The sequence below is a fragment of the Pontibacillus sp. ALD_SL1 genome (assembly GCF_017355605.1).
In genome coordinates this window covers 3,690,614-3,709,721 of sequence record NZ_CP062974.1, presented here as the reverse complement: position 1 = coordinate 3,709,721, position 19,108 = coordinate 3,690,614, and the positions used below count along the sequence as shown (strand labels likewise).

At 40.2% G+C, this 19,108-nt stretch carries 16 protein-coding genes; 7 read left to right on the top strand and 9 right to left on the bottom strand.

Going from position 1 to position 19,108, the window contains the following annotated elements:
- The first annotated feature begins 20 nt into the window (after positions 1–20).
- The 3 genes from IMZ31_RS18340 to helD all read left to right on the top strand — a co-directional run bounded on the left by IMZ31_RS18340 (position 21) and on the right by helD (position 5,968).
- On the top strand, positions 21–1,754 hold the full coding sequence (locus tag IMZ31_RS18340; protein ID WP_207528673.1) for an ABC transporter ATP-binding protein: 1,734 nt from the start codon (positions 21–23) through the stop codon (positions 1,752–1,754).
- Positions 1,738–3,537, top strand: a complete 1,800-nt coding sequence (locus IMZ31_RS18335) for an ABC transporter ATP-binding protein (RefSeq protein WP_207528672.1) — start codon at positions 1,738–1,740, stop codon at positions 3,535–3,537. The genes IMZ31_RS18340 and IMZ31_RS18335 overlap by 17 nt, the downstream gene beginning before the upstream one ends.
- Before the next feature lie 121 nt (positions 3,538–3,658).
- Positions 3,659–5,968 carry an RNA polymerase recycling motor HelD gene (gene helD / locus IMZ31_RS18330; protein WP_207528671.1) on the top strand — a complete coding sequence of 770 codons (2,310 nt, stop codon included), beginning with the start codon at positions 3,659–3,661 and terminating at the stop codon, positions 5,966–5,968.
- A 77-nt stretch (positions 5,969–6,045) separates the two neighbouring features.
- Here helD and IMZ31_RS18325 read toward each other — a convergent pair whose 3' ends face one another.
- Both IMZ31_RS18325 and IMZ31_RS18320 read right to left on the bottom strand, forming a co-directional pair.
- A complete protein-coding gene (locus IMZ31_RS18325) occupies positions 6,046–6,513 on the bottom strand; it encodes an IDEAL domain-containing protein (protein WP_207528670.1) in 468 nt (155 codons plus the stop codon).
- A 190-nt stretch (positions 6,514–6,703) separates the two neighbouring features.
- Positions 6,704–7,381, bottom strand: coding sequence for a lipase family protein (locus IMZ31_RS18320; RefSeq protein WP_207530465.1), 678 nt, complete (start codon positions 7,379–7,381; stop codon positions 6,704–6,706).
- Between the two features lie 153 nt (positions 7,382–7,534).
- Between IMZ31_RS18320 and IMZ31_RS18315 the strand changes: the two genes are divergently transcribed.
- Entirely contained in the window at positions 7,535–7,891 is a 357-nt protein-coding gene (locus tag IMZ31_RS18315; RefSeq protein WP_207528669.1) for a hypothetical protein, read from the top strand.
- A gap of 177 nt (positions 7,892–8,068) precedes the next feature.
- On the opposite strand, the gene IMZ31_RS18310 is transcribed toward IMZ31_RS18315, so the two are convergent.
- Together IMZ31_RS18310 and cysK are read right to left on the bottom strand one after the other, a co-directional pair.
- Positions 8,069–8,902 (bottom strand): CAP domain-containing protein, encoded by an 834-nt coding sequence (locus IMZ31_RS18310; protein ID WP_242705612.1) that lies wholly within the window; start codon positions 8,900–8,902, stop codon positions 8,069–8,071.
- Between the two features lie 172 nt (positions 8,903–9,074).
- The gene (gene cysK, locus IMZ31_RS18305; RefSeq protein ID WP_207528668.1) at positions 9,075–10,004 is read right to left on the bottom strand and encodes a cysteine synthase A; all 930 of its coding nucleotides are present in this window, start codon (positions 10,002–10,004) and stop codon (positions 9,075–9,077) included.
- 269 nt (positions 10,005–10,273) lie between these two features.
- Between cysK and IMZ31_RS18300 the strand changes: the two genes are divergently transcribed.
- Entirely contained in the window at positions 10,274–11,413 is a 1,140-nt protein-coding gene (locus tag IMZ31_RS18300; RefSeq protein WP_207528667.1) for a glycosyltransferase family 4 protein, read from the top strand.
- A 25-nt stretch (positions 11,414–11,438) separates the two neighbouring features.
- Positions 11,439–12,767 carry a UDP-glucose dehydrogenase family protein gene (locus IMZ31_RS18295; protein ID WP_207528666.1) on the top strand — a complete coding sequence of 443 codons (1,329 nt, stop codon included), beginning with the start codon at positions 11,439–11,441 and terminating at the stop codon, positions 12,765–12,767.
- A 32-nt stretch (positions 12,768–12,799) separates the two neighbouring features.
- Here the strand turns inward: IMZ31_RS18295 and IMZ31_RS18290 are convergent, their stop codons facing one another.
- The 3 genes from IMZ31_RS18290 to IMZ31_RS18280 all read right to left on the bottom strand — a co-directional run bounded on the left by IMZ31_RS18290 (position 12,800) and on the right by IMZ31_RS18280 (position 15,368).
- Positions 12,800–13,984, bottom strand: coding sequence for an MFS transporter (locus IMZ31_RS18290; RefSeq protein WP_207528665.1), 1,185 nt, complete (start codon positions 13,982–13,984; stop codon positions 12,800–12,802).
- A 148-nt stretch (positions 13,985–14,132) separates the two neighbouring features.
- The gene (locus IMZ31_RS18285) at positions 14,133–14,747 is read right to left on the bottom strand and encodes an NAD(P)-dependent oxidoreductase (RefSeq protein WP_207528664.1); all 615 of its coding nucleotides are present in this window, start codon (positions 14,745–14,747) and stop codon (positions 14,133–14,135) included.
- A 180-nt stretch (positions 14,748–14,927) separates the two neighbouring features.
- Positions 14,928–15,368 carry an Hsp20/alpha crystallin family protein gene (locus tag IMZ31_RS18280; RefSeq protein ID WP_242705611.1) on the bottom strand — a complete coding sequence of 147 codons (441 nt, stop codon included), beginning with the start codon at positions 15,366–15,368 and terminating at the stop codon, positions 14,928–14,930.
- 242 nt (positions 15,369–15,610) lie between these two features.
- Between IMZ31_RS18280 and IMZ31_RS18275 the strand changes: the two genes are divergently transcribed.
- Positions 15,611–17,161 carry a glycine betaine uptake BCCT transporter gene (locus IMZ31_RS18275; protein WP_207528663.1) on the top strand — a complete coding sequence of 517 codons (1,551 nt, stop codon included), beginning with the start codon at positions 15,611–15,613 and terminating at the stop codon, positions 17,159–17,161.
- A gap of 107 nt (positions 17,162–17,268) precedes the next feature.
- On the opposite strand, the gene IMZ31_RS18270 is transcribed toward IMZ31_RS18275, so the two are convergent.
- A complete protein-coding gene (locus IMZ31_RS18270; RefSeq protein WP_207528662.1) occupies positions 17,269–17,910 on the bottom strand; it encodes a YpmS family protein in 642 nt (213 codons plus the stop codon).
- Between the two features lie 27 nt (positions 17,911–17,937).
- Entirely contained in the window at positions 17,938–18,828 is an 891-nt protein-coding gene (locus IMZ31_RS18265) for an SGNH/GDSL hydrolase family protein (RefSeq protein WP_207528661.1), read from the bottom strand.
- Positions 18,829–19,108: the final 280 nt, after the last annotated feature.

The window sequence follows — 19,108 nt, the reverse complement described above, 5'->3', positions numbered from 1 at the left end:
AAGGAAAAGGTGGGTACATAATGCGTATTATTCTTTCCTACATAAAGGTTTATAAAGGTTCTGCTGTTATTGCTCTCCTTCTCATGCTGCTGGAGTTAGTGGTTGAGCTTCTTCAGCCTTTAATAATGGGGATTATTATTGACCGCGGGGTTCTAAGGCAAGATCTTTCAGCTGTTGCTGGATGGGGAGGACTGTTGCTTGGGTTATCTCTTCTTGCTTTTATAGCAGGTATTACCAACTCATTTTTCGCAGCAAATGTCAGTCAGGGAGTAACGCGTGATGTGAGAGAGGCGATGTTTAAGAGGATACAATACTTCACACCTGTTCAGCTTCAGAAGTTCTCTCTGTCTACATTACTTACAAGAATGACAAGCGATGTTACGCAACTGCAAAGCCTTTTATTTATGGCTATGAGAATTATGTTGCGCGCTCCACTATTTATATTGTTTGGGCTTGTCATGGCAATCATAGTTGAGCCGAGTTTAGCTACTGTTTTGCTGTTGGCCGTTCCTCTTTTACTTGGATGTATGGTTATTGTGATGGTGAAAGGGGTTAAGCGATTCCGGTCTGTTCAAACGAATTTGGACCAAGTCAATCATCGTTTAAGAGAGAATTTATTTAATATGAGGTTGGTAAAAGCCTATGATCGCGGAGGGTTTGAACAGAAACAATTTGAAGAAGCGAACGGACCATTACAGGTAGCGAACACAAAGGCACTCCGTCTTATGGAAACGACGATGCCAATGATTATGTTCGGGATGAACATGAGTTTAATCGCAATCTTGTGGTTAGGTTCTTATGGATTAAATGGAGGAGGTACGCAGCCTGGAGAAGTCGTCTCTGTGCTGAATTACGGAATGAGAATTATGTTCTCATTTGGAGTGTTCTCATTCTTAATTATGCTTTTCTCACGTGGAAGAGCATCCATCTCACGTATTGTGTCTATATTAGAAGAACATGACGGAAACGATCGAAATCAAGATGGATCTTCATATCAGTCGGGAGCGGTGGCGTTTAATCATGTTTCGTTTTCTTACCCTACACGAAGTGCGTATCCAGCTTTAGAGGATATAAGTTTCACAGTACCCCGGGGGAAAATGCTAGGAATCCTTGGTGAAACGGGATCGGGAAAGACGACGCTTGCGCAGCTTATTCCTCGTCTCTATCAGCCTGGGAGAGGAACGATTACTTTTGGTGGTATGGATAGTCAGGATATCAGAGTAGAAGACTTGCGAGAAAAAATAGGAGTTGTACCTCAAGAGGCTCACCTTTTTTCCGGAACCATACGAGAAAACTTACTATGGGGCAACAAAGAAGCAACAATGGAAGACTTGATTCAATCGACAAAGGATGCGGGGATTTACGAATTTATCAAAGAACTTCCAGATGGATTTGAGACGAAGATTGGGCAGAAGGGTGTAAATTTCTCCGGAGGGCAAAAGCAACGAATCTGTATAGCACGCGCGCTTATGAAGCGTCCTGACATCTTAGTATTAGATGACAGCACGAGTGCATTAGATGCTAAGACAGAGTCCGACATACTCAACAAGTTAACGGACCTTCCTTACACCGTATTCATTATTGCCCAGAAAATAAGTTCGGTAAAAGAAGCCGACCAGCTCCTTCTTCTTCATGAAGGAAAAATGCAAGGGGTTGGAAATCACAAAGAGTTACTTGCTAGCAATGAGTTTTATCAAACCCTTTATCAATCTCAGCAAAAGAAGGGGGAGGTTCATTATGTCGAGAACTCCTAAATCTCATCCTCATTCTAGAATTGGACAGAAACCTCCGAAAATAAATGATTTAAAAGCTACATTAAAGAGAGTGTGGAAGTATGTAGACAGACAAAGAAATCTTTTCATTCTTGTAATGGTAATGGTATTGATTAGTTCTGCTCTCTCGTTAGTAGGCCCTTACGTATTAGGGGTAACAGTCGATCATGTCATTGAAAAAGTGGAAACGACAACGCTATTACAATTATTTGTCGGATTAGCAGCAATCTATATCTTTCAGATGGTGACCCTCATTTTACAAAATTATTGGATGATTGGCATTTCACAACATACGGTGTATACAATGAGAAATCATTTATTTTCCCACTTGCAGAAGTTATCTCTTTCTTATTTCCAAAAACAACAACATGGAGAATTAATGAGCCGTCTCACGAACGATATGGAAAATGTCAGCAGAACTCTTAATTCATCCATTATTCAATTTACAACAAGTATTTTAACGCTTGTAGGTACCATAGGAATGATGATTTGGTTGAGTCCGGTTTTAACCCTTCTAACATTAACGATTGTACCTATCCTAATCGTGGGAATGAAGTGGATCACGAAACGCACGAGTGTTTACTTTAAGGACCAACAAAAGCATCTGGGGGATCTAAATGGGTATATTGAAGAGTCATTAAGCGGTCACGCCATCATAAAGCTGTTCTCACGAGAGAAAGAAACAATCGTTCAATTTAATGACAAAAACGAGCAGTTAAAGACAGCCGGATATTGGGCACAGACCTATACTGGATTTATTCCAAAACTTATGAACATGCTGAATAATGTAAGTTTCGCTATTATCGTAGGAGCTGGTGGATATTTAGCGGTCCAAGGGTCTATTTCTGTGGGGGTCATTGTTACATTTGCAACCTACTCAAGACAATTCACTCGCCCTTTAAACGATTTAGCCAACCAGTTTAATATGATTCTTTCGGCTGTTGCTGGTGCTGAGCGTGTCTTCCAAGTGATGGATGAGGAGCCTGAAAAAACGGAGAAGAAAGAAGATCGCTTACAGGCGGTAAAAGGAGATGTGCGGTTTGAGTCCGTGTCATTTGCTTACGAAACGGATCAAGCGACTCTTAATGGAATAACGCTCCGCGCTAATCCAGGAGAAACAGTCGCATTAGTTGGGCCGACAGGAGCCGGAAAAACCACTATTATTTCTTTGCTGCTTCGCTTTTATGATCCTGATAGTGGAAGGATCCTCATTGACGGAAAGGATACTAGACAGGTGAAAAGGGAAAGTTTACGAGAGCAAATGGCCGTTGTCCTTCAGGATTCCTTCTTATTTGAAAAGTCTATTCGGGAGAACATACGGTATGGAAGACTTGGGGCGACGGATGAAGAGGTAGAAAAAGCCGCTCGAGATGCAAACGCCCATTCTTTTATTCGTAAGCTTCCAGATGGATATGATACGATTTTACAATCTTCTGGATCAAGTATCAGTCAGGGACAAAGACAACTTCTTTCAATTGCCAGAGCTATGATTAAGGATCCAGCTATTCTGGTTTTAGATGAAGCGACAAGCAGTATAGATACGTTGACAGAAATGAAAATTAATGATGCTTTAAAGACATTAATGAAAGGACGCACTAGCTTTGTTATAGCTCACCGGTTGCATACCATCTATCAAGCAGATCAAATTATAGTACTTCAGAACGGTTCTATTATTGAACGAGGAACCCACGATGAATTGGTGGTCCAGAATGGATTTTACCGTGGTCTTGTGGATGTTCAATTTGGTCAACAGGCAGTTGATTGAGAAGAATAAGGACGGTTTGAAACGGCTATGTTAATGGTTGTATTAGAAACCATTTTAGCTTTCTTATAATATACGGAATAAAGATGCTTTTAAGCACATTTAACTAAAGGGGGAGTTTCCTTTGTCTCCAAATCATGAATGGGAGCGGGAACAAGAACGAGTTGATGAAGTTGTGCAAGAAATTGAGCAGAAAATAGAAGATATAAATGATCGAGCAGGGGATGTAAAGGAAGAAGTTATTGGGCTACGGGAGACCTTTTGGGAAGACGTAACAGTCAATATTGATGAGCCCGATGACATCATGGAAACGTACAACAGCCTCCGGCAACAAGCCGAATTGCTTGGTGAGAGAGAACGTAGCCATAAACACGTGTATGACCAGATGAAGACTTTAAGGAGGATGGAGCACTCTCCTTATTTTGGGCGTGTTGATTTCACGGAAGACAACGAGCAGGAAACCGATCAAGTTTACATAGGAATCTCTTCTTTAATGGATCGTAATGATGAGAACTTCCTTGTTTATGATTGGAGAGCTCCTATATCAAGTCTTTACTATGACTATTCTCCGGGACCAGCTGAATATGAAACACCTGAAGGAACGATTGAGGGAAATATGGATGTAAAACGCCAGTACATCATTCGTCAGGGCCAGATTAAAGGGATGTTTGATACAGGAATAACGATTGGTGATGAACTTCTTCAAGAAGTGCTTGGGAACCGTGCCAATACACAAATGAAAAGTATTGTCGCTACCATCCAGAAGGAGCAAAATCAGATTATCCGATACGACAGACGTCCCTATTTAGTCGTGCAAGGAGTTGCTGGCAGTGGGAAGACATCGGCAGCGCTTCAGCGAGTTGCTTATTTACTTTATCAATATCGAACAAAGATTACAGCAGATCAGATGATGTTATTCTCTCCTAATCCTATGTTTAACAGCTACGTGGCTAATGTCCTGCCTGAATTAGGAGAGGAAAACATTGAACAAACAACCTTTCAGGAGTATATGGCATATCGGTTGGAGTCCAGACTGAATTTTGAAGATGCTTATGATCAACTTGAATACTTGCTTACTGCTGAACAAAATGATGCATATCAGACACGGCTAGAAGGTGTGAAATATAAGGCGACACTTCAGTTTAAAAACGACGTTGATCAGTATGCAGAATCTCTGTCTGAAGATGGATTGGTTTTCAAAAATATAAAGTTTAGGGGAGCAACGATTGTTTCAAAAGAGAACATACATGATTACTTTTATAACTTGGACTCCTTTATATCAATGCCAAATCGACTTGAAATGGTGGCAGAATGGCTAATTAAACAGGTGGAAGCCTTTGAGAAGAAGGAACGCTCTAAAGAATGGGTTGAGGAAGAAATAGAGCTATTAGGAAAAGAAGAACTTTTAAAAATCCATCAGAAGTTACAAGCAGGATATAGGGGGAATTCAGAAACCTTCGACGATGCTATTCAAGAGAAGAAAATACTTTCAAAAGCAATCGTAAAAAAATATACGAAACCAATAAAGAGAAAAATTAATGAATTAAAATTCCTCAATATGAAAGCAATCTATACATCATTCTTTCATTCTGAAACAGGGCTTTCCGAGAAGGCAGCAAAGGGAACAAGAGAGAATATTGAAAGTGGGAACTTGTTTTATGAAGACGTTACGCCTTTTTTATATTTAGAAGATCTAATTAAAGGGACGCACGTCTATACCCATATTCGTTACTTGTTCATTGATGAAGCACAGGATTACTCGCCATTCCAGTTTGCTTTTCTTAAAAAACTCTTTCCTTATAGCCGTATGACAGTACTGGGGGATTACAATCAGGCTATATACGCCCATACCCTACATGCTCCAACGCTTCTTTCGGAAGATCTTTATGAAGAAGAGCGTGCCGAATATATGACGCTCCTTCGAAGTTACCGGTCTACGCGTCAGATTATTGAGTTTACCAAAGGGATGATTCCGGGTGGTGAAGCCATTGAACCATTTAACAGGGATGGCTCACTTCCGTCTGTTATACGTACAGACAACCATGAAGACCAGCAGAATACTCTAATAAAAGAGTTGTATCGACTTGGGGAGAAGAAGTATGACACCATCGCAATTATTTGTAAAACAGCTGAGGAAAGCCGTGAAGCTTATGAGTTACTAGCGTCATGTGACATTCCTGTCCGTCTTATGGATAAAGATACGTACACGTTTACGAAAGGAATTCTTGTTATTCCAGTTTATTTAGCGAAAGGAATTGAATTTGATGCAGTGGTTCTCTATAATGCGTCAGATAAAAACTATCAGCTTCAACTTGACCGGAAGTTATTCTACACAGCTTGTACGAGAGCCATGCACGAACTAACGTTAGTGACAATGGATGAACCGAGTCGATTTATTCAAGAGATTCCTCCAGACTATTATACGTATAAGTAAAAAATAGGCCCCATCACTTCATAACGCTCCCTCAAGTGGTTTAACTACCTCAATAAAAAGCGCTGAAGTGATCGGGGTTATTTTTGCGTTTCATGTGAGACGTTGAAGTTCTCATTCATATAGTCGCACAGTTCTAAGAATGCTTCCTTATCATTGTGGTCAATCGCTTGATCAATAAGCCTCATAGCATTTTGACGTTCTAATTCATAAATAACATCACCTGACTTCTCTAATGTTACAGGTAGCTGCTTTGTTAAATATCGATGGGCAATAGAGTGGACGTGTGTTAAGAATTCCGGTATATCTAATAGTTCTGCAATGGAAATCTGAATCATATGTTTACCTTTTTGGAAAACGAGGATATCTTTCTCGTTCTCAATTCGTTTTGTTTTTCGATTTACCACGATCTCTCTACCTTCAACAGGGACAAATTGATAAACGTCACCATCAATATGAATAGTGAAATACTGATAAGCTAACATAATTCGGATGTTTCGTGTTTCTTGTTTAACATAAAAGGGCTTCAGGGTCTTAATCGATAACATATTCGTCACACCTCTCTAAGAATTGTTTACACGAAGCTTATGTTCACCGACAAAAGATAGAGAAGGGGCCCCTAACTTTATATTATCTGAATATTCTAATATATTGTATGCGGGAATCTGAGGTTTAGTTATACCAAATGAAGAAGAATTTTGTACAATTTTGCAGACTAGGCATCTGACATCATAAGAGTTACATAAATCGCTCGATCCCTTTCTTGTATGTGACGAGGCTATGATTGCCTGCTATGGTTTCTGTTTGGATAGAGAATGAGCTTTGAGATTTCACGTGGGCATAATACCAAACTTGTTTCGTGATTGGGCAATAGATGATGGTGGGGGGTACTTTAGTGACAATGTCATGGACGTTCACGAAACGGATACTTATTGGCACGTGTTTACGATATTGAATCGTGAACTCTTTATTACCAACCCGAGGGCTGGCGTAGTTATACATGACAATTTGATCGAAGGGTGCGTGTATTGTTGCATCAAGTGCATGAAGGGTGGCCAATGCTGCACCTAGACTGTGACCGGTTATATATAGGGTCTTATGAGGTGACACCTTCTTATATGCTTCAAAAATTGCATCTCGGCAGGAATCATAAACAGTTAAGAACCCTGTATGAACAAGACCGGCGTCTTCAAGGTAGGGGAAGGGCGTTTGATACACTCGCGCGTCCGCAATCCAGTCGGGTTCTGATTGCGTTCCGCGAAATGCAATCACAACAGCATCATCACTTTCAATAATAAAGCCGAACCATTCCATCTCTTGTATGGAGGCTGCTTTGAAAGATTCGACTAACGTAAACCCCTCCGGAATGGCAAATAACCCTTTCTGTTTGTATTGCTCATACGTAATCTCACACATTTCTAATAAAAATAGAGCTAACGGTTTGTGAAAAAAAGGAAGTTTCTTCACCTTCTTCAAAAGCCTCCCATATCAAGCGTTTTAGTATCATATGGGGACCCGTTCAAGTTTGTGCAACGGCTAAATAGGTTTAAAAAGTGGTGAAAACGTCAAATGAAGAAAGTACAAGACATTAATTCATGGAGGGATCAAGGCATGCCAGCAAAAGAACAAGAATTAAAAGATGTATACATGACTAAAAGCGGCGAATCGATCCGATTTGCTCATGGAACGTATGTAATTACACAAGTAAATGGAAAGAAACACTGTGACTTAACGTTAAATAACGTAGAGCAATATGAAATGTTTGAAGATCGAAAAGACGAGAGGAAAGATGTGGACGTTACGTTCACAACTCAAGAAGGTGAGAAGTTTGATGGTAAGCTAGATGTAAAAACCGTCAATCGCGATAACGAACAACGCAATGTCGTTGAGTTAGAAAGCAAAGAAGAGCTTGCACAGCAAGCATAATTGATAAAGGCCCCCTTGAGTGGATGAACTTGAGGGGGCCTTTTACTTATATCCAAAGAGGGCTGAAGGAGTGACGACGGAATGACGTAACCATAGCCCGAAATGATAAAAACGATGACCACAAAAAGCATGAAAACCTCAGAACTCACCATGAGTTCTGAGGTTTTGTTATTCTGTTTATTTTTGAATAAACATCTGTGTCCAATAAATACCCATTTCTCCGCCTTCAGCAATACCGATACCAATGTGAGTCACGTTTTTGTTTAAAATGTTTTTACGGTGACCTGCGCTGTTCATCCATTGTTGCACAACTTTTTCAGGAGTTTGCTGGCCAGCTGCGATGTTCTCAGCTGCTGTTTTATAATCTACCCCGAAGTTTTGCATCATTTCAAACGGACTGCCATAGCGAGGAGAGTTGTGAGAGAAGTAATCATTCTTCACCATGTCCTCAGATTTTTTCTGTGCAACCCCTCGTAGTTCAGCATCTGCTTTTAGAGCTGGAAGGCCTTGCTTTTTACGTTCTTTGTTCGTTAGTTCAACAACTTTAGCTTTAAATCCACTATCAGCTTTATCTGCTTGCTCTTTTTGTTCCTGAGCTTGTTGTTTTTGTTGCGTTTGATTATTTTGATTTGGTGTTTGGTTTTGGTCAGGCTGTGAGTACTGTGTTTGACCATTGCCATCGCCTTTACCTTGACGATATTCACGTCGCTTTTCTCCGTCTTGCATATACTGTTCAAATTGATCTGGTACAAACTTTTCTACGTTTTCACGCATTCCATTCATATCTCCGCCAGGGATGGTGTACTGGCGCATTTCTCCTTCAACATTAAAACGGCCATTGCCATCATTGGCGCTATATGAATCACCATTTCCCTGATTCTCAAACGTTAGGCGCTCTACATTAGAGTTGTTTGGATCATTTAAGCTTTCCTCATTATCTGTATTGTTACAAGCTCCTAAAACCCCTAAAGAAAGAACAGCGGTTAGGGCGTAAACAAATTTCTTCTGCATATTTATGACCTCCCTGATTTATAGGCTCTTATGTCCCATTTGTAGTATTTGCAAGGCGCAGTTTGATATGCTCCTGAGGCCATGACAATAAGAGGGAAGTCTGGGAAGCTCAAGCAATAAAAAAGGACGAAATCGTGTACGATTTCGTCCTTTTCAAGTGTCCTTATAATGATTAAAAGCGGAACAGATCACCAGAAAGATATCTTTCCCCGGTATCCGGTGCAATGACTACGACCGCTTCATCTGATTGTTTACGTTTTGCAACTTCTATAGCTGCATAAACCGCAGCACCAGCTGAAGGACCAACTAATATGCCTTCTTCCCGGGCAAGTCGGCGAGTTACCTCATAAGCTTGCTCATCGGTTATTTTAAAGATTTCGTCGTATATTTCTTGATTTAAAATTTCAGGGATAAATCCAGGACTTGTTCCGACTAATTTGTGTTTTCCTGGTTTTCCGCCTGAAAGAACGGGTGATCCTTCTGGTTCAACGACGTGAACAGATAAATCCGGATAATGTTCCTTCAGAGGTTCTCCTGTACCTGTTACAGTTCCGCCCGTTCCTGCTGTTGCTACGAAAGCTGATAAAGGTTTACCGATTTCGTCCATTGCTTCAATAATTTCACGAGCCGTCGTATTGCGGTGAGCATTTGGGTTAGCGATATTCTTAAACTGCATCGGAATAAATGATCCTTCGATCTCTTCTGCTAACTCTTCAGCACGGCGGATAGCACCTGGCATCTTGTCTGAGCCAGGGGTTAATTCGACTTCAGCACCGTATGCTTTTAATAAGTTAATACGCTCTTGCGACATCGTATCTGGCATGACTAAAATTGCTCGGTAGCCACGAGCTGCCGCATTCATAGCGATTCCGATTCCTGTGTTCCCACTTGTTGGCTCAATAATAGTAGAACCTTCTTTCAAGTAACCGGCATTTTCGGCTTCGACCATCATATTATACGCAGCACGATCTTTAACGCTGCCGCTTGGGTTAAACATCTCCAGCTTCACATAAACATCGGCACTACCTTCAGGTACAATTCGATTTAATTTGACTAAAGGAGTTTCTCCAATTAAATCAGCAATATTGTTTACGACACGCATGATGTCACTTCCTTTATTCTGAGCATTTTACTCTATTTTAACATATCCACTAGGGTATTCTCATGTTTTAAAATTGATATCTCCATAAATCCACATCTGAATAGTAGGTGTAAAAAAGTTATCCACATGTGGATGGTTGAAAATAATCGGATTTTGACGAAGTTCATGAAGCAATTTTTACAGTAAGTTGATTCTTTCTCCATAAAGCCTTTCTATACTTATAGTAACAAAAACTTTTCTGAGTACAGGGAAGGCAGGGAGGAAGAATAATGAGAGTTGCTTTTTTTACGGATACCTTTACTCCTCAAGTGAATGGCGTCGCTAAAACCCTTCAACGATTTGTGAATTATCTTGATGATCAAGATGTGGAGTATATCGTTTTTGCACCAGATGGAAACCAACAAAGTTTAAATACGGAGCAAATAAAAGGCTTTAAGAGCGTCCCTTTTTATCTTTATCCCGAATGTCGATTATCATTACCGAACCTGTCTAATATTCGTAAACAATTGGAAGCATTTCAACCTGACCTTATCCACATTGCTACACCATTTAACATTGGTTTTTCAGGCCTTTATTATGGAAAGAAATTAGGTATTCCAATGGTCGGCTCCTACCATACAAACTTTGATCGTTATTTAGAATATTATGATTTGCACATTTTATCAAAGTGGGTCTGGAAATACATGCGATGGTTTCATGCTCCTTTCAAGCAGACGTTTGTTCCCTCAGAAGAAACAAAGAGAGACTTAATCCAACGAGGCTTCCAAAATATAAGCATATGGAGTCGAGGAGTAGACTGTCAGCTCTTTCATCCTGATTACGATCACGGAGCTGTTCGAGAAATGTATAACATTGGTGAACCCTATATATTGACTTATGTGGGGAGACTTGCGCCAGAGAAAGATCTCGATGTGTTTCTTAAAATTGCAGATTCTCTTCCTCCTTCTTTACAGAAACACATTCATTGGCTTGTTGCAGGTGATGGTCCGATGGCTGCAGAGTTAAAAGCAGGAGCACCAAAAAATATGACATTTACCGGCTATGTAGAAGGGGAGCATCTTGCGCGCATTTATGCAACTTCTACACTTATGGTGTTTCCCTCTAGAACGGAAACGTTTGGAAATGTTGTGCTTGAGTCTATGGCTGCAGGAACACCTGTTATTGGAGCGAGGGCAGGCGGTGTACAGGGAATTATTACGCATGATGAAACGGGAAAATTATGTACACCTGGCAATGTAGGTGAATTTATAGAAGCTATAACAGATTTACTTCATAAGGAAAACGTTCTGAAGGAAATGGAGGTTCGTGCTCGCCAATACGCTAAAGGCTGTTCGTGGACGTCGATTTTTGAAGATTTATTGCTTCAATATGAAGTGGCGATTGACGACACTATTATGTCTTATGCTTAAATAGGGAAAGTGAGGAGGATCAGAAATGAAAAAGATAGCGGTAGTAGGAACAGGTTATGTTGGTCTTGTAACTGGAGTTGGTTTGTCTCATATTGGTCACGAGGTAACGTGTTTAGATATAGACCCTGTAAAGATTGATCTTTTACAAAAAGGGTGCTCTCCAATCTACGAAGAATCCCTTGAGCCAATGATTCAAGAAAATCAGAAGCAAAAAAGACTTTCGTTCACCTCTAAATATGAGGATATCCAGGATGCCGAAATCGTTTTAATTGCCGTTGGCACACCACAGCAACCAGACGGATCAGCTAACCTTACGTATATATTTCAGGCGGCAGATCGTATTGCAAAGACAATCAATCAGGAGGTAACAGTAGTTGTAAAAAGTACAGTACCAGTTGGGACCTGTCAACGTTTAAGGAACTATATACAAGATAGAACCCCTTTCTCTGTTCAAATGGTCTCCAATCCTGAGTTTTTACGGGAAGGCAATGCCCTGAAGGATTTATTTGAAGGCGATCGCATCGTAATAGGCTCTGACAATCCGGAAGCCATTCAAAAGGTCATGGAGATGTATGCCCCATTTGACATCCCTATGATGACAACGGATTTAGCTAGCGCTGAAATGATAAAATATGCTTCGAATGCATTTCTAGCGACGAAAATTAGTTTTATTAATGAAATCTCATCGATTTGCGAAAAAGTAGGCGCCAATGTAGAAGCTGTCGCTAAAGGCATGGGGATGGACCGCCGGATTGGTTCATCGTTCCTTCAAGCTGGAATTGGATATGGCGGATCATGTTTTCCAAAAGATACAAAAGCCCTTGTTCAAATGGCAGGTAATGTGAAGCACCAATTCGATTTATTGGAGTCCGTTATACACGTGAATAACAAGCAACAAAATAAATTAGTGGACCAAATGAAGGAGCGTTTTGGAAGCTTAGTTGGAAAGCGCATTACCATTCTTGGTTTGGCTTTTAAGCCAGGGACAGATGATTTAAGAGAAGCGGCATCCCTGGTGATCATAGACCGTCTTTTACGAGAAGGAGCTTTAATTACAGCTTATGATCCTGTAGCTATGCCTATAGCAAAAGAGCATTTTCCTGCTGTTACATTTCCTGCTAACGTGAAGGAAGCTTTGACTGGGGCAGAACTAGCCGCCATTGTTACTGAGTGGGAGGAGTTTAAAGAACTTCCCTTAGACCTTTATGAGGAGTTGATGGAAGAGGCTATTCTGTTCGACGGCCGAAACTGTTACTCTCTTGAGGAGGTAATGGAACAGAATATGGAGTATTATTCAGTTGGACGTCCGGCAGTTGGACATACAAAAAGCGCCACTCTTACGCATGAAGCATAAGAGGGTGGCGCTTTGGAGAGGGTAATACGATACTAGCCATATCGATTTACAGTAGATGGTTGTCTCTGCATCATAAGGGCGAGGCTTAAACCGCTTAGTAACAGGAGTATGGTTGTCGTAAAGAAAACAGAGGTGAACCCGTAAACCCCTGCTAGTAAGCCGCCAAGTGCCGGACCAATGATGTTTCCTAAAAAGCGGAGACTTGTGCTGTAGCCAAGCACTTCCCCTTGAATAGAAACGGGAGCTACTTGACGAATATAGGCTGTTCGAACAGGGATAATACCTCCGATAGTAATACCCAGTAGGAACCGTAAAATCATAAGCTGCCAAATGTTCGTTACAAAGGCTCCGGGTAAATAAATAATACCTGAAGCAAGAAGTAGAAAGACGAGAATCTTCTCATATCCTACAGAATCAGCTATCTTCCCCCATCTTCTTGCCATAAGCAGATTCCCGACCCCTGCTGCCGAGAAAGCGATTCCTGAAAAGAAGGCTAAATTAGCCGTGCCATGAATTTCACTTACGAACAACGCAAGAATAGGCTGAATACTGAAGTGTGCGATTTGTACAAACATGGAGACGATCATAACGGTAACGAGTATAGGATTTAAGAGGATGTGGCGTATGACCTCTTTTCGTGAATACGTCTCTTGTTCCTCATCTTCTGTTTCTATGCGAAACTCTCTAACCCCTAGCAATACGAAGACCGCAGCGATAAACAATGTAATAGAGGTAAGTTGAAACGTGCTAGAGAATCCATAAGAATCTGCTAGCACTCCCCCAAACAAAGGCCCCATTAAACTACCGGTTACGTTCCCCGTTTGCAAGGTACCAAGCGCCTGTCCCGACAATTCCCTGGGAGTTTGCGTTGAGATAAGAGCTTGTGAGGTCGAGATAAACCCGGTAAATACACCCATACATAATCGTAAAATAAATAGTTGGAATACAGATGTCACAAATCCCATCAGTAAGACGCTTACAGCCAAACCTGCTCCCGATAGGACGAGAATCGTTTTCCGACCGTATCGATCTCCAATCCTTCCCCAAATGGGAGAGAATAAAAAAGCAGTGAAAAACGTAACTCCGAAAGTTAACCCAGACCAACGTTGTACATATGCTTCTGAGAAGTTTCCGAATGATTCAATATAAAGAGATAAGAACGGCATAACCATTGTCATGCTACCAGCGATAAAAAAGTTAGCAAACCACATAATCATTAAGTTTTGTTTCGATATCTTTTCTTGATTCTGAATTTTTTACCCTTCTTTCGTTCCAGACGATATTTCGACTTCCTAAATATCATACCAGAGGGAGGGAAAAATAGAAAATTTTGAGATTAAGTAGAGGTGATTCGAAGAAGAACAATTAATAAGCTAGTCCAACGGAACGGTAAATGTGGTCGTGTTTCACAACAGCTTCCAACAGAAAATGGGCTACGTCTGATCGGGATATACGTTTTCCGCCAGTTGGTACGCCTTTTGAATCCATTCGGTATTCACCTGTGCGTGTCCCATCGTCTAACCGTAAAGGTCTGGCAACGGTCCATGCTTTACCGCTTTGTTTTAATAATTCAACCGCTCGTTTATGATCAGCTAATACGTTTTTTAAGATCTTTGAAGCCATAAATCCTGTGAGTCCCGGTATTTCATCTTCTATTCCAGCAGACGCGGTATATGCGATACGTTCGATTCCATTTTCATTCATGCCATCTACTATATTAGACGTCATCTCAGACAAAGTAGTGGTCTTTTTCAAACCATCTGTCCCCAATGTAGAAATAACAGCATCATGCCCTTTCATTGCTTGAATGACTAGTTCACGATCTAAGCCATTTCCTTCAATAATGTGAAGATGTGGGTGTTGAATCGATAGTTTCGAAGGGGTTCTGGCAAAAGCCGTGACACGGTGTCCTTCCTCAAGTGCTAGTTTAATAACCTCCTTGCCTGTTCCACCTGAGGCACCAAATACGATGATATTCATAATTACTCCACCTGCTTTCTCAATAGTTTCTGTTTCTCATTATACCAAGGTTTGGAAGGTGAAGTGGAATAATAATAGGTGAAATTATGTAATGTGAATTGAAGAAGAAGCAAAATTCGGTTACCCATAAATGGAACAGAGATTAAAAAGGGGAATTCGTTTATACGAATTCCCCATGTTTTACTCTTCAGATTTTGGCATTTGAATAGGAATGGTATCTTCATCTTTATTCTTTTGGATTCGAATCTCTAGCAATCCGTTCTTGTAGGAGGAAGTCACTTCGTCTGGTGTGAAATGAAATGGAATACGTATGGTTCGTTTATAGTGGCCTTGAAACCGCTCTTTATGCAATGTTTGCTGTTCTGAAGCTTGAAAGGCTGTTGGGACATGGCCCTCTAGTATTAGATTCGTTCCGTTCTGTTTCAAGGTTAAGTGCTCTGATGAGGCAAGGCCTGGTAGGTCCACAATGACGACAAGATGACTGTCTGCATCGTACAAATCATAGGCAGGCCCTCGCTTTGGTATGACATGATGCATGTCGTCCCAAAAATCCTGTCCTAACACCTGGTCAATCGTTTTTGAAAACTTTTCCCAGTTAACCTGAGATTGTTTTTCCTTCAAAGGACATCACCTCTTCTACCCAATTATATGAGGGAGTGGTGTGGTTTCATGATTGTAATTTTTTTGCTTAAAGAGGCTACATGTAAAGAATGTTCCGTTCGTTCGGTTTGTTCGAAATATTATTAAAAATAATCAACTTGTTTACTGAGTTACTAAGGGGGTAAAGGAATAGGACACCAAAACTTCCCATCACCTTATCTACATAACACCAGGATGAAATAAAATAAGAGAGGAGTAATCATTTGAGTAAATCATTAGCACAAAAAGTCTCACCAGTCTTTTGGATTACAATTGCCATAGTAGCCGCAGCTGTTACTTGGGGGGTTCTTGTTCCTGATCAACTAAAAAAGGTTACACTATCAATTAGGGATTATTTATCTGTTCATTTTGGTTGGTACTACCTAATTGTTGTAGCGTTGTTTGTACTATTTTGTATCTTTATGATTATTAGTCCTTACGGAAAAATGAAGCTAGGAAAGCCAGAAGATGAACCTGACTATAGTATGCCGACATGGTTTGCTATGTTGTTTAGTGCAGGAATGGGGATCGGCCTTGTCTTCTGGGGCGTTGCAGAGCCTATATCACACTACGTGAAAAATGCGCCTACAGCGGAAACTGGAACGCCAGAGGCATTAAATGAATCTCTCAAGTTTGTCTATTTTCACTGGGGTATTCATGCTTGGGCTATTTATGCACTCGTAGCTATGACGTTAGCGTACTTTAAATTCCGTCGTGGTGCACCAGGACTTGTAAGTGCGACATTAACGCCAATTTTAGGAGATAAGACAAAAGGACCTATCGGAAAAGTAATCGATGTTATTGCGATATTTGCTACTGTTGTAGGAGTAGCGACAACGCTTGGGTTTGGTGCCGCTCAGATTAACGGGGGTCTTAATTATTTATTAGATACACCTGATGAATTCTGGGTACAGCTCGTAATTATTGGCGTAGTTACGGTGTTGTTTATGATTTCAGCTTATACAGGTTTGAGTAAAGGAATTAAATATTTAAGTAACACAAACTTAGTGTTAGCTCTTTTATTATTTGGATTTGTCCTTGTTGTAGGACCTACGTTAAACATTATGAATGTCTTCACAAATACAATTGGATCCTATATCAGAGATATTGGCAATATGAGCTTTAGACTTGCACCGAATAACGATGAACAACAAACTTGGATTCAAGACTGGACGGTCTTTTATTGGGCATGGTGGATTGCTTGGTCTCCGTTTGTAGGAATCTTTATCGCCCGAGTTTCTAAGGGACGCACGATTCGAGAATTTCTTATCGGCGTACTTGTCGTTCCTTCCCTTGTTAGCTTCCTATGGTTTGCAACGTTTGGTATGTCAGCCATTAATCTTGAGCAAACAGGCGCAGCAGATATTGCTGGGTTAGCAACAGAGCAAGCCCTGTTTGGTACATTGATGGAGTATCCATTAGGAACGATTACGTCCATTATTGCATTATGTTTAATTGGAACTTTCTTTGTCACTTCAGCCGACTCAGCTACATTTGTGCTTGGTATGCAAAGCACGAATGGGTCTCTGAATCCTCCGAAAACAGTGAAGTTTAGCTGGGGAATTGCTCAATCTGCAACTGCTGCTATCCTACTCTACACAGGTGGGCTACAAGGCTTGCAGAATGCTCTAATCTCAGCGGCCTTTCCATTTTCGATGATTATGATTATGATGGCTTACTCGTTTTATAAAGCTATAACTGAAGATTACCATGCGATGAAGAATCAAACATCTTCTTCATCAAGTTCAGATCAATCCGCTAAAACGGGTTCATAAGCGTAAAAAAGGCTGCCATTTAGGCAGCCTTTTTTAATATACATTCAATGGAATAGCTTGTATGAGCTTAGACTACGCTCACTCCACGCCCTAATAATATATTTCTATTACTTAATGAGTTTCTTCAGCCAAGAGCTCTGGCTAAATCCAAATGTTTCATGTGGAACCGTTAGTTCAAAAGCAAGCTGGTCCTTTTTTAAATTGAAAGTAGATGCACGAAGGCCTAGTTCATACCCTGGGTTAATCTGGGTGACGGCCACATAAACATTTTCTTCATCTGGGTTTACAATAATCCATTCAGGCATTGGATAGTTATCTTTTATATAATCCAAAACCTTTTTGTTCGGCAGGTGTAGACGGCCGAGTGTAATTGATTTCTGCTGAAGGATAAGATCTCCGTTTTTCTGTACAACGGGATCAAATTTCATTGTTAAAGGCAACTCTTTATCAAAAGCGACAATCGTTCCTGTTAACTCCACATCATCTTCTAGAGAGACTGAATAATCAATGGATTGTTTATCAGATATTTCCGCCAAATAACTATTAATGATTTGATTCAAATTGTTCTTACTAGACATCACTGTAAATTCAGCCCTCTTATCGCTGAAAGGCATGGACTTTGGAACTGATACAGATGAGGTTGGTAGATAAACAAGTAATAGAAGCCAAAGAATTACTCCTATATTAATGATCGCTAAGATAAAAAATAGCCACTTCCACTTATTGTTGATTTTCAATGCTTTAAACATATGACATCTCCAATCTAACTGATGTCTTTAAATTTCTTCTTCATTCTGGCGCACAATCTCTTCTTTTAAATGAGAGAGAATGCGTTCAGCCATTAGTCTGTACCCTCTTAAATTTGGATGAAAGTTATCTTCGTAATAAAGGTCTTCAGTAGAACCACTAAATAAATCTTTAATTGGAATGTAGTTCACATTCGCATATCGGTCGACAACATCTTTACTAATACGATTCCAATCGTAAATAATTTGGTCAAGCTCAGGAATATCACTGAAATACTGTTCGAACGGGTTATACAAACCTACAAGATAAATATGGGCGTCCTTATTTTGAGAGCGTATCGTTTTAAATATAGAAGATAACCGATCCTCGTATTGAGGAAGTTCACTCTCGAAATCTTCATAAGCAAGAGAGGTGAAGTTGTTTTTGACAATTTTCATAATATCGTTTGCACCGATTGTAACGACGATTACATCGGCTTCTTGAAGGGAGGAGGAGATCTCCTCTTCTTGTAGTCGGTCTAGTAACTGATCTGTACGATTACCTCGCTTACCAAAGTTCTTAATCTGAAAATCCTGATTGTTTTCTTGTAGTGTTTCTTCAATAATCCCTACGTAACCACCATTTCCTGATGAATCACCTACACCTTGAGTAAGTGAGTCGCCAATGGCCACAATATTTATGTTGTCTTCCACAAAGATTTCTTTTGCACCCTCTAAAACGGTAGAGACCGCTTCTTTTAGTTCCTCAGTGATGGTTTTCTCTTCCTCTGGCTTTTCTCCATCCGCTTCTTGGATAGGGAACTCTTGAGGCTCCTCACCGTTAAGAGAGGAATCACTAACTTTTGATTCGTTACCAACCCAATAGAAAAGAATAATAAGGAAACTGAATAAAAATATAACAGTTAACGCAATTCGTTTCACGTCGATCACACCTGACAATTATCAATTGTACCGTATCATAACACGCATTCCCCATTCTATATAGTGTAAATCGGCTATATATTATCTATATTATATGAGAAATGATTCATCTTTTTACATACCTTTTCGAACCAAATTTAAAAAAAGTTGAGGTTATATAGCACATTATTAGAAAAAACGGGTATATCTCTTTAAATACAACCAAATAAGACGATCTAATCGTAACTCATCAAAAAAATAGGAAAGATCCGTTGGAATTATCCTAAAAATAAAAAAATGA

What these genes read in the sequence shown, in the direction of transcription:
- cysK (WP_207528668.1), bottom strand. Translation starts at nt 10,004, where the DNA reads ATGCGTGTCGTAAACAATATTGCTGATTTAATTGGAGAAACTCCTTTA.
- IMZ31_RS18285 (WP_207528664.1), bottom strand. Translation starts at nt 14,747, where the DNA reads ATGAATATCATCGTATTTGGTGCCTCAGGTGGAACAGGCAAGGAGGTT.
- IMZ31_RS18340 (WP_207528673.1), top strand. Translation starts at nt 21, where the DNA reads ATGCGTATTATTCTTTCCTACATAAAGGTTTATAAAGGTTCTGCTGTT.
- IMZ31_RS18310 (WP_242705612.1), bottom strand. Translation starts at nt 8,902, where the DNA reads ATGCAGAAGAAATTTGTTTACGCCCTAACCGCTGTTCTTTCTTTAGGG.
- IMZ31_RS18335 (WP_207528672.1), top strand. Translation starts at nt 1,738, where the DNA reads ATGTCGAGAACTCCTAAATCTCATCCTCATTCTAGAATTGGACAGAAA.
- IMZ31_RS18325 (WP_207528670.1), bottom strand. Translation starts at nt 6,513, where the DNA reads ATGTTATCGATTAAGACCCTGAAGCCCTTTTATGTTAAACAAGAAACA.
- IMZ31_RS18315 (WP_207528669.1), top strand. Translation starts at nt 7,535, where the DNA reads ATGAAGAAAGTACAAGACATTAATTCATGGAGGGATCAAGGCATGCCA.
- IMZ31_RS18290 (WP_207528665.1), bottom strand. Translation starts at nt 13,984, where the DNA reads ATGATTATGTGGTTTGCTAACTTTTTTATCGCTGGTAGCATGACAATG.
- IMZ31_RS18270 (WP_207528662.1), bottom strand. Translation starts at nt 17,910, where the DNA reads ATGTTTAAAGCATTGAAAATCAACAATAAGTGGAAGTGGCTATTTTTT.
- IMZ31_RS18295 (WP_207528666.1), top strand. Translation starts at nt 11,439, where the DNA reads ATGAAAAAGATAGCGGTAGTAGGAACAGGTTATGTTGGTCTTGTAACT.
- IMZ31_RS18300 (WP_207528667.1), top strand. Translation starts at nt 10,274, where the DNA reads ATGAGAGTTGCTTTTTTTACGGATACCTTTACTCCTCAAGTGAATGGC.
- IMZ31_RS18320 (WP_207530465.1), bottom strand. Translation starts at nt 7,381, where the DNA reads ATGTGTGAGATTACGTATGAGCAATACAAACAGAAAGGGTTATTTGCC.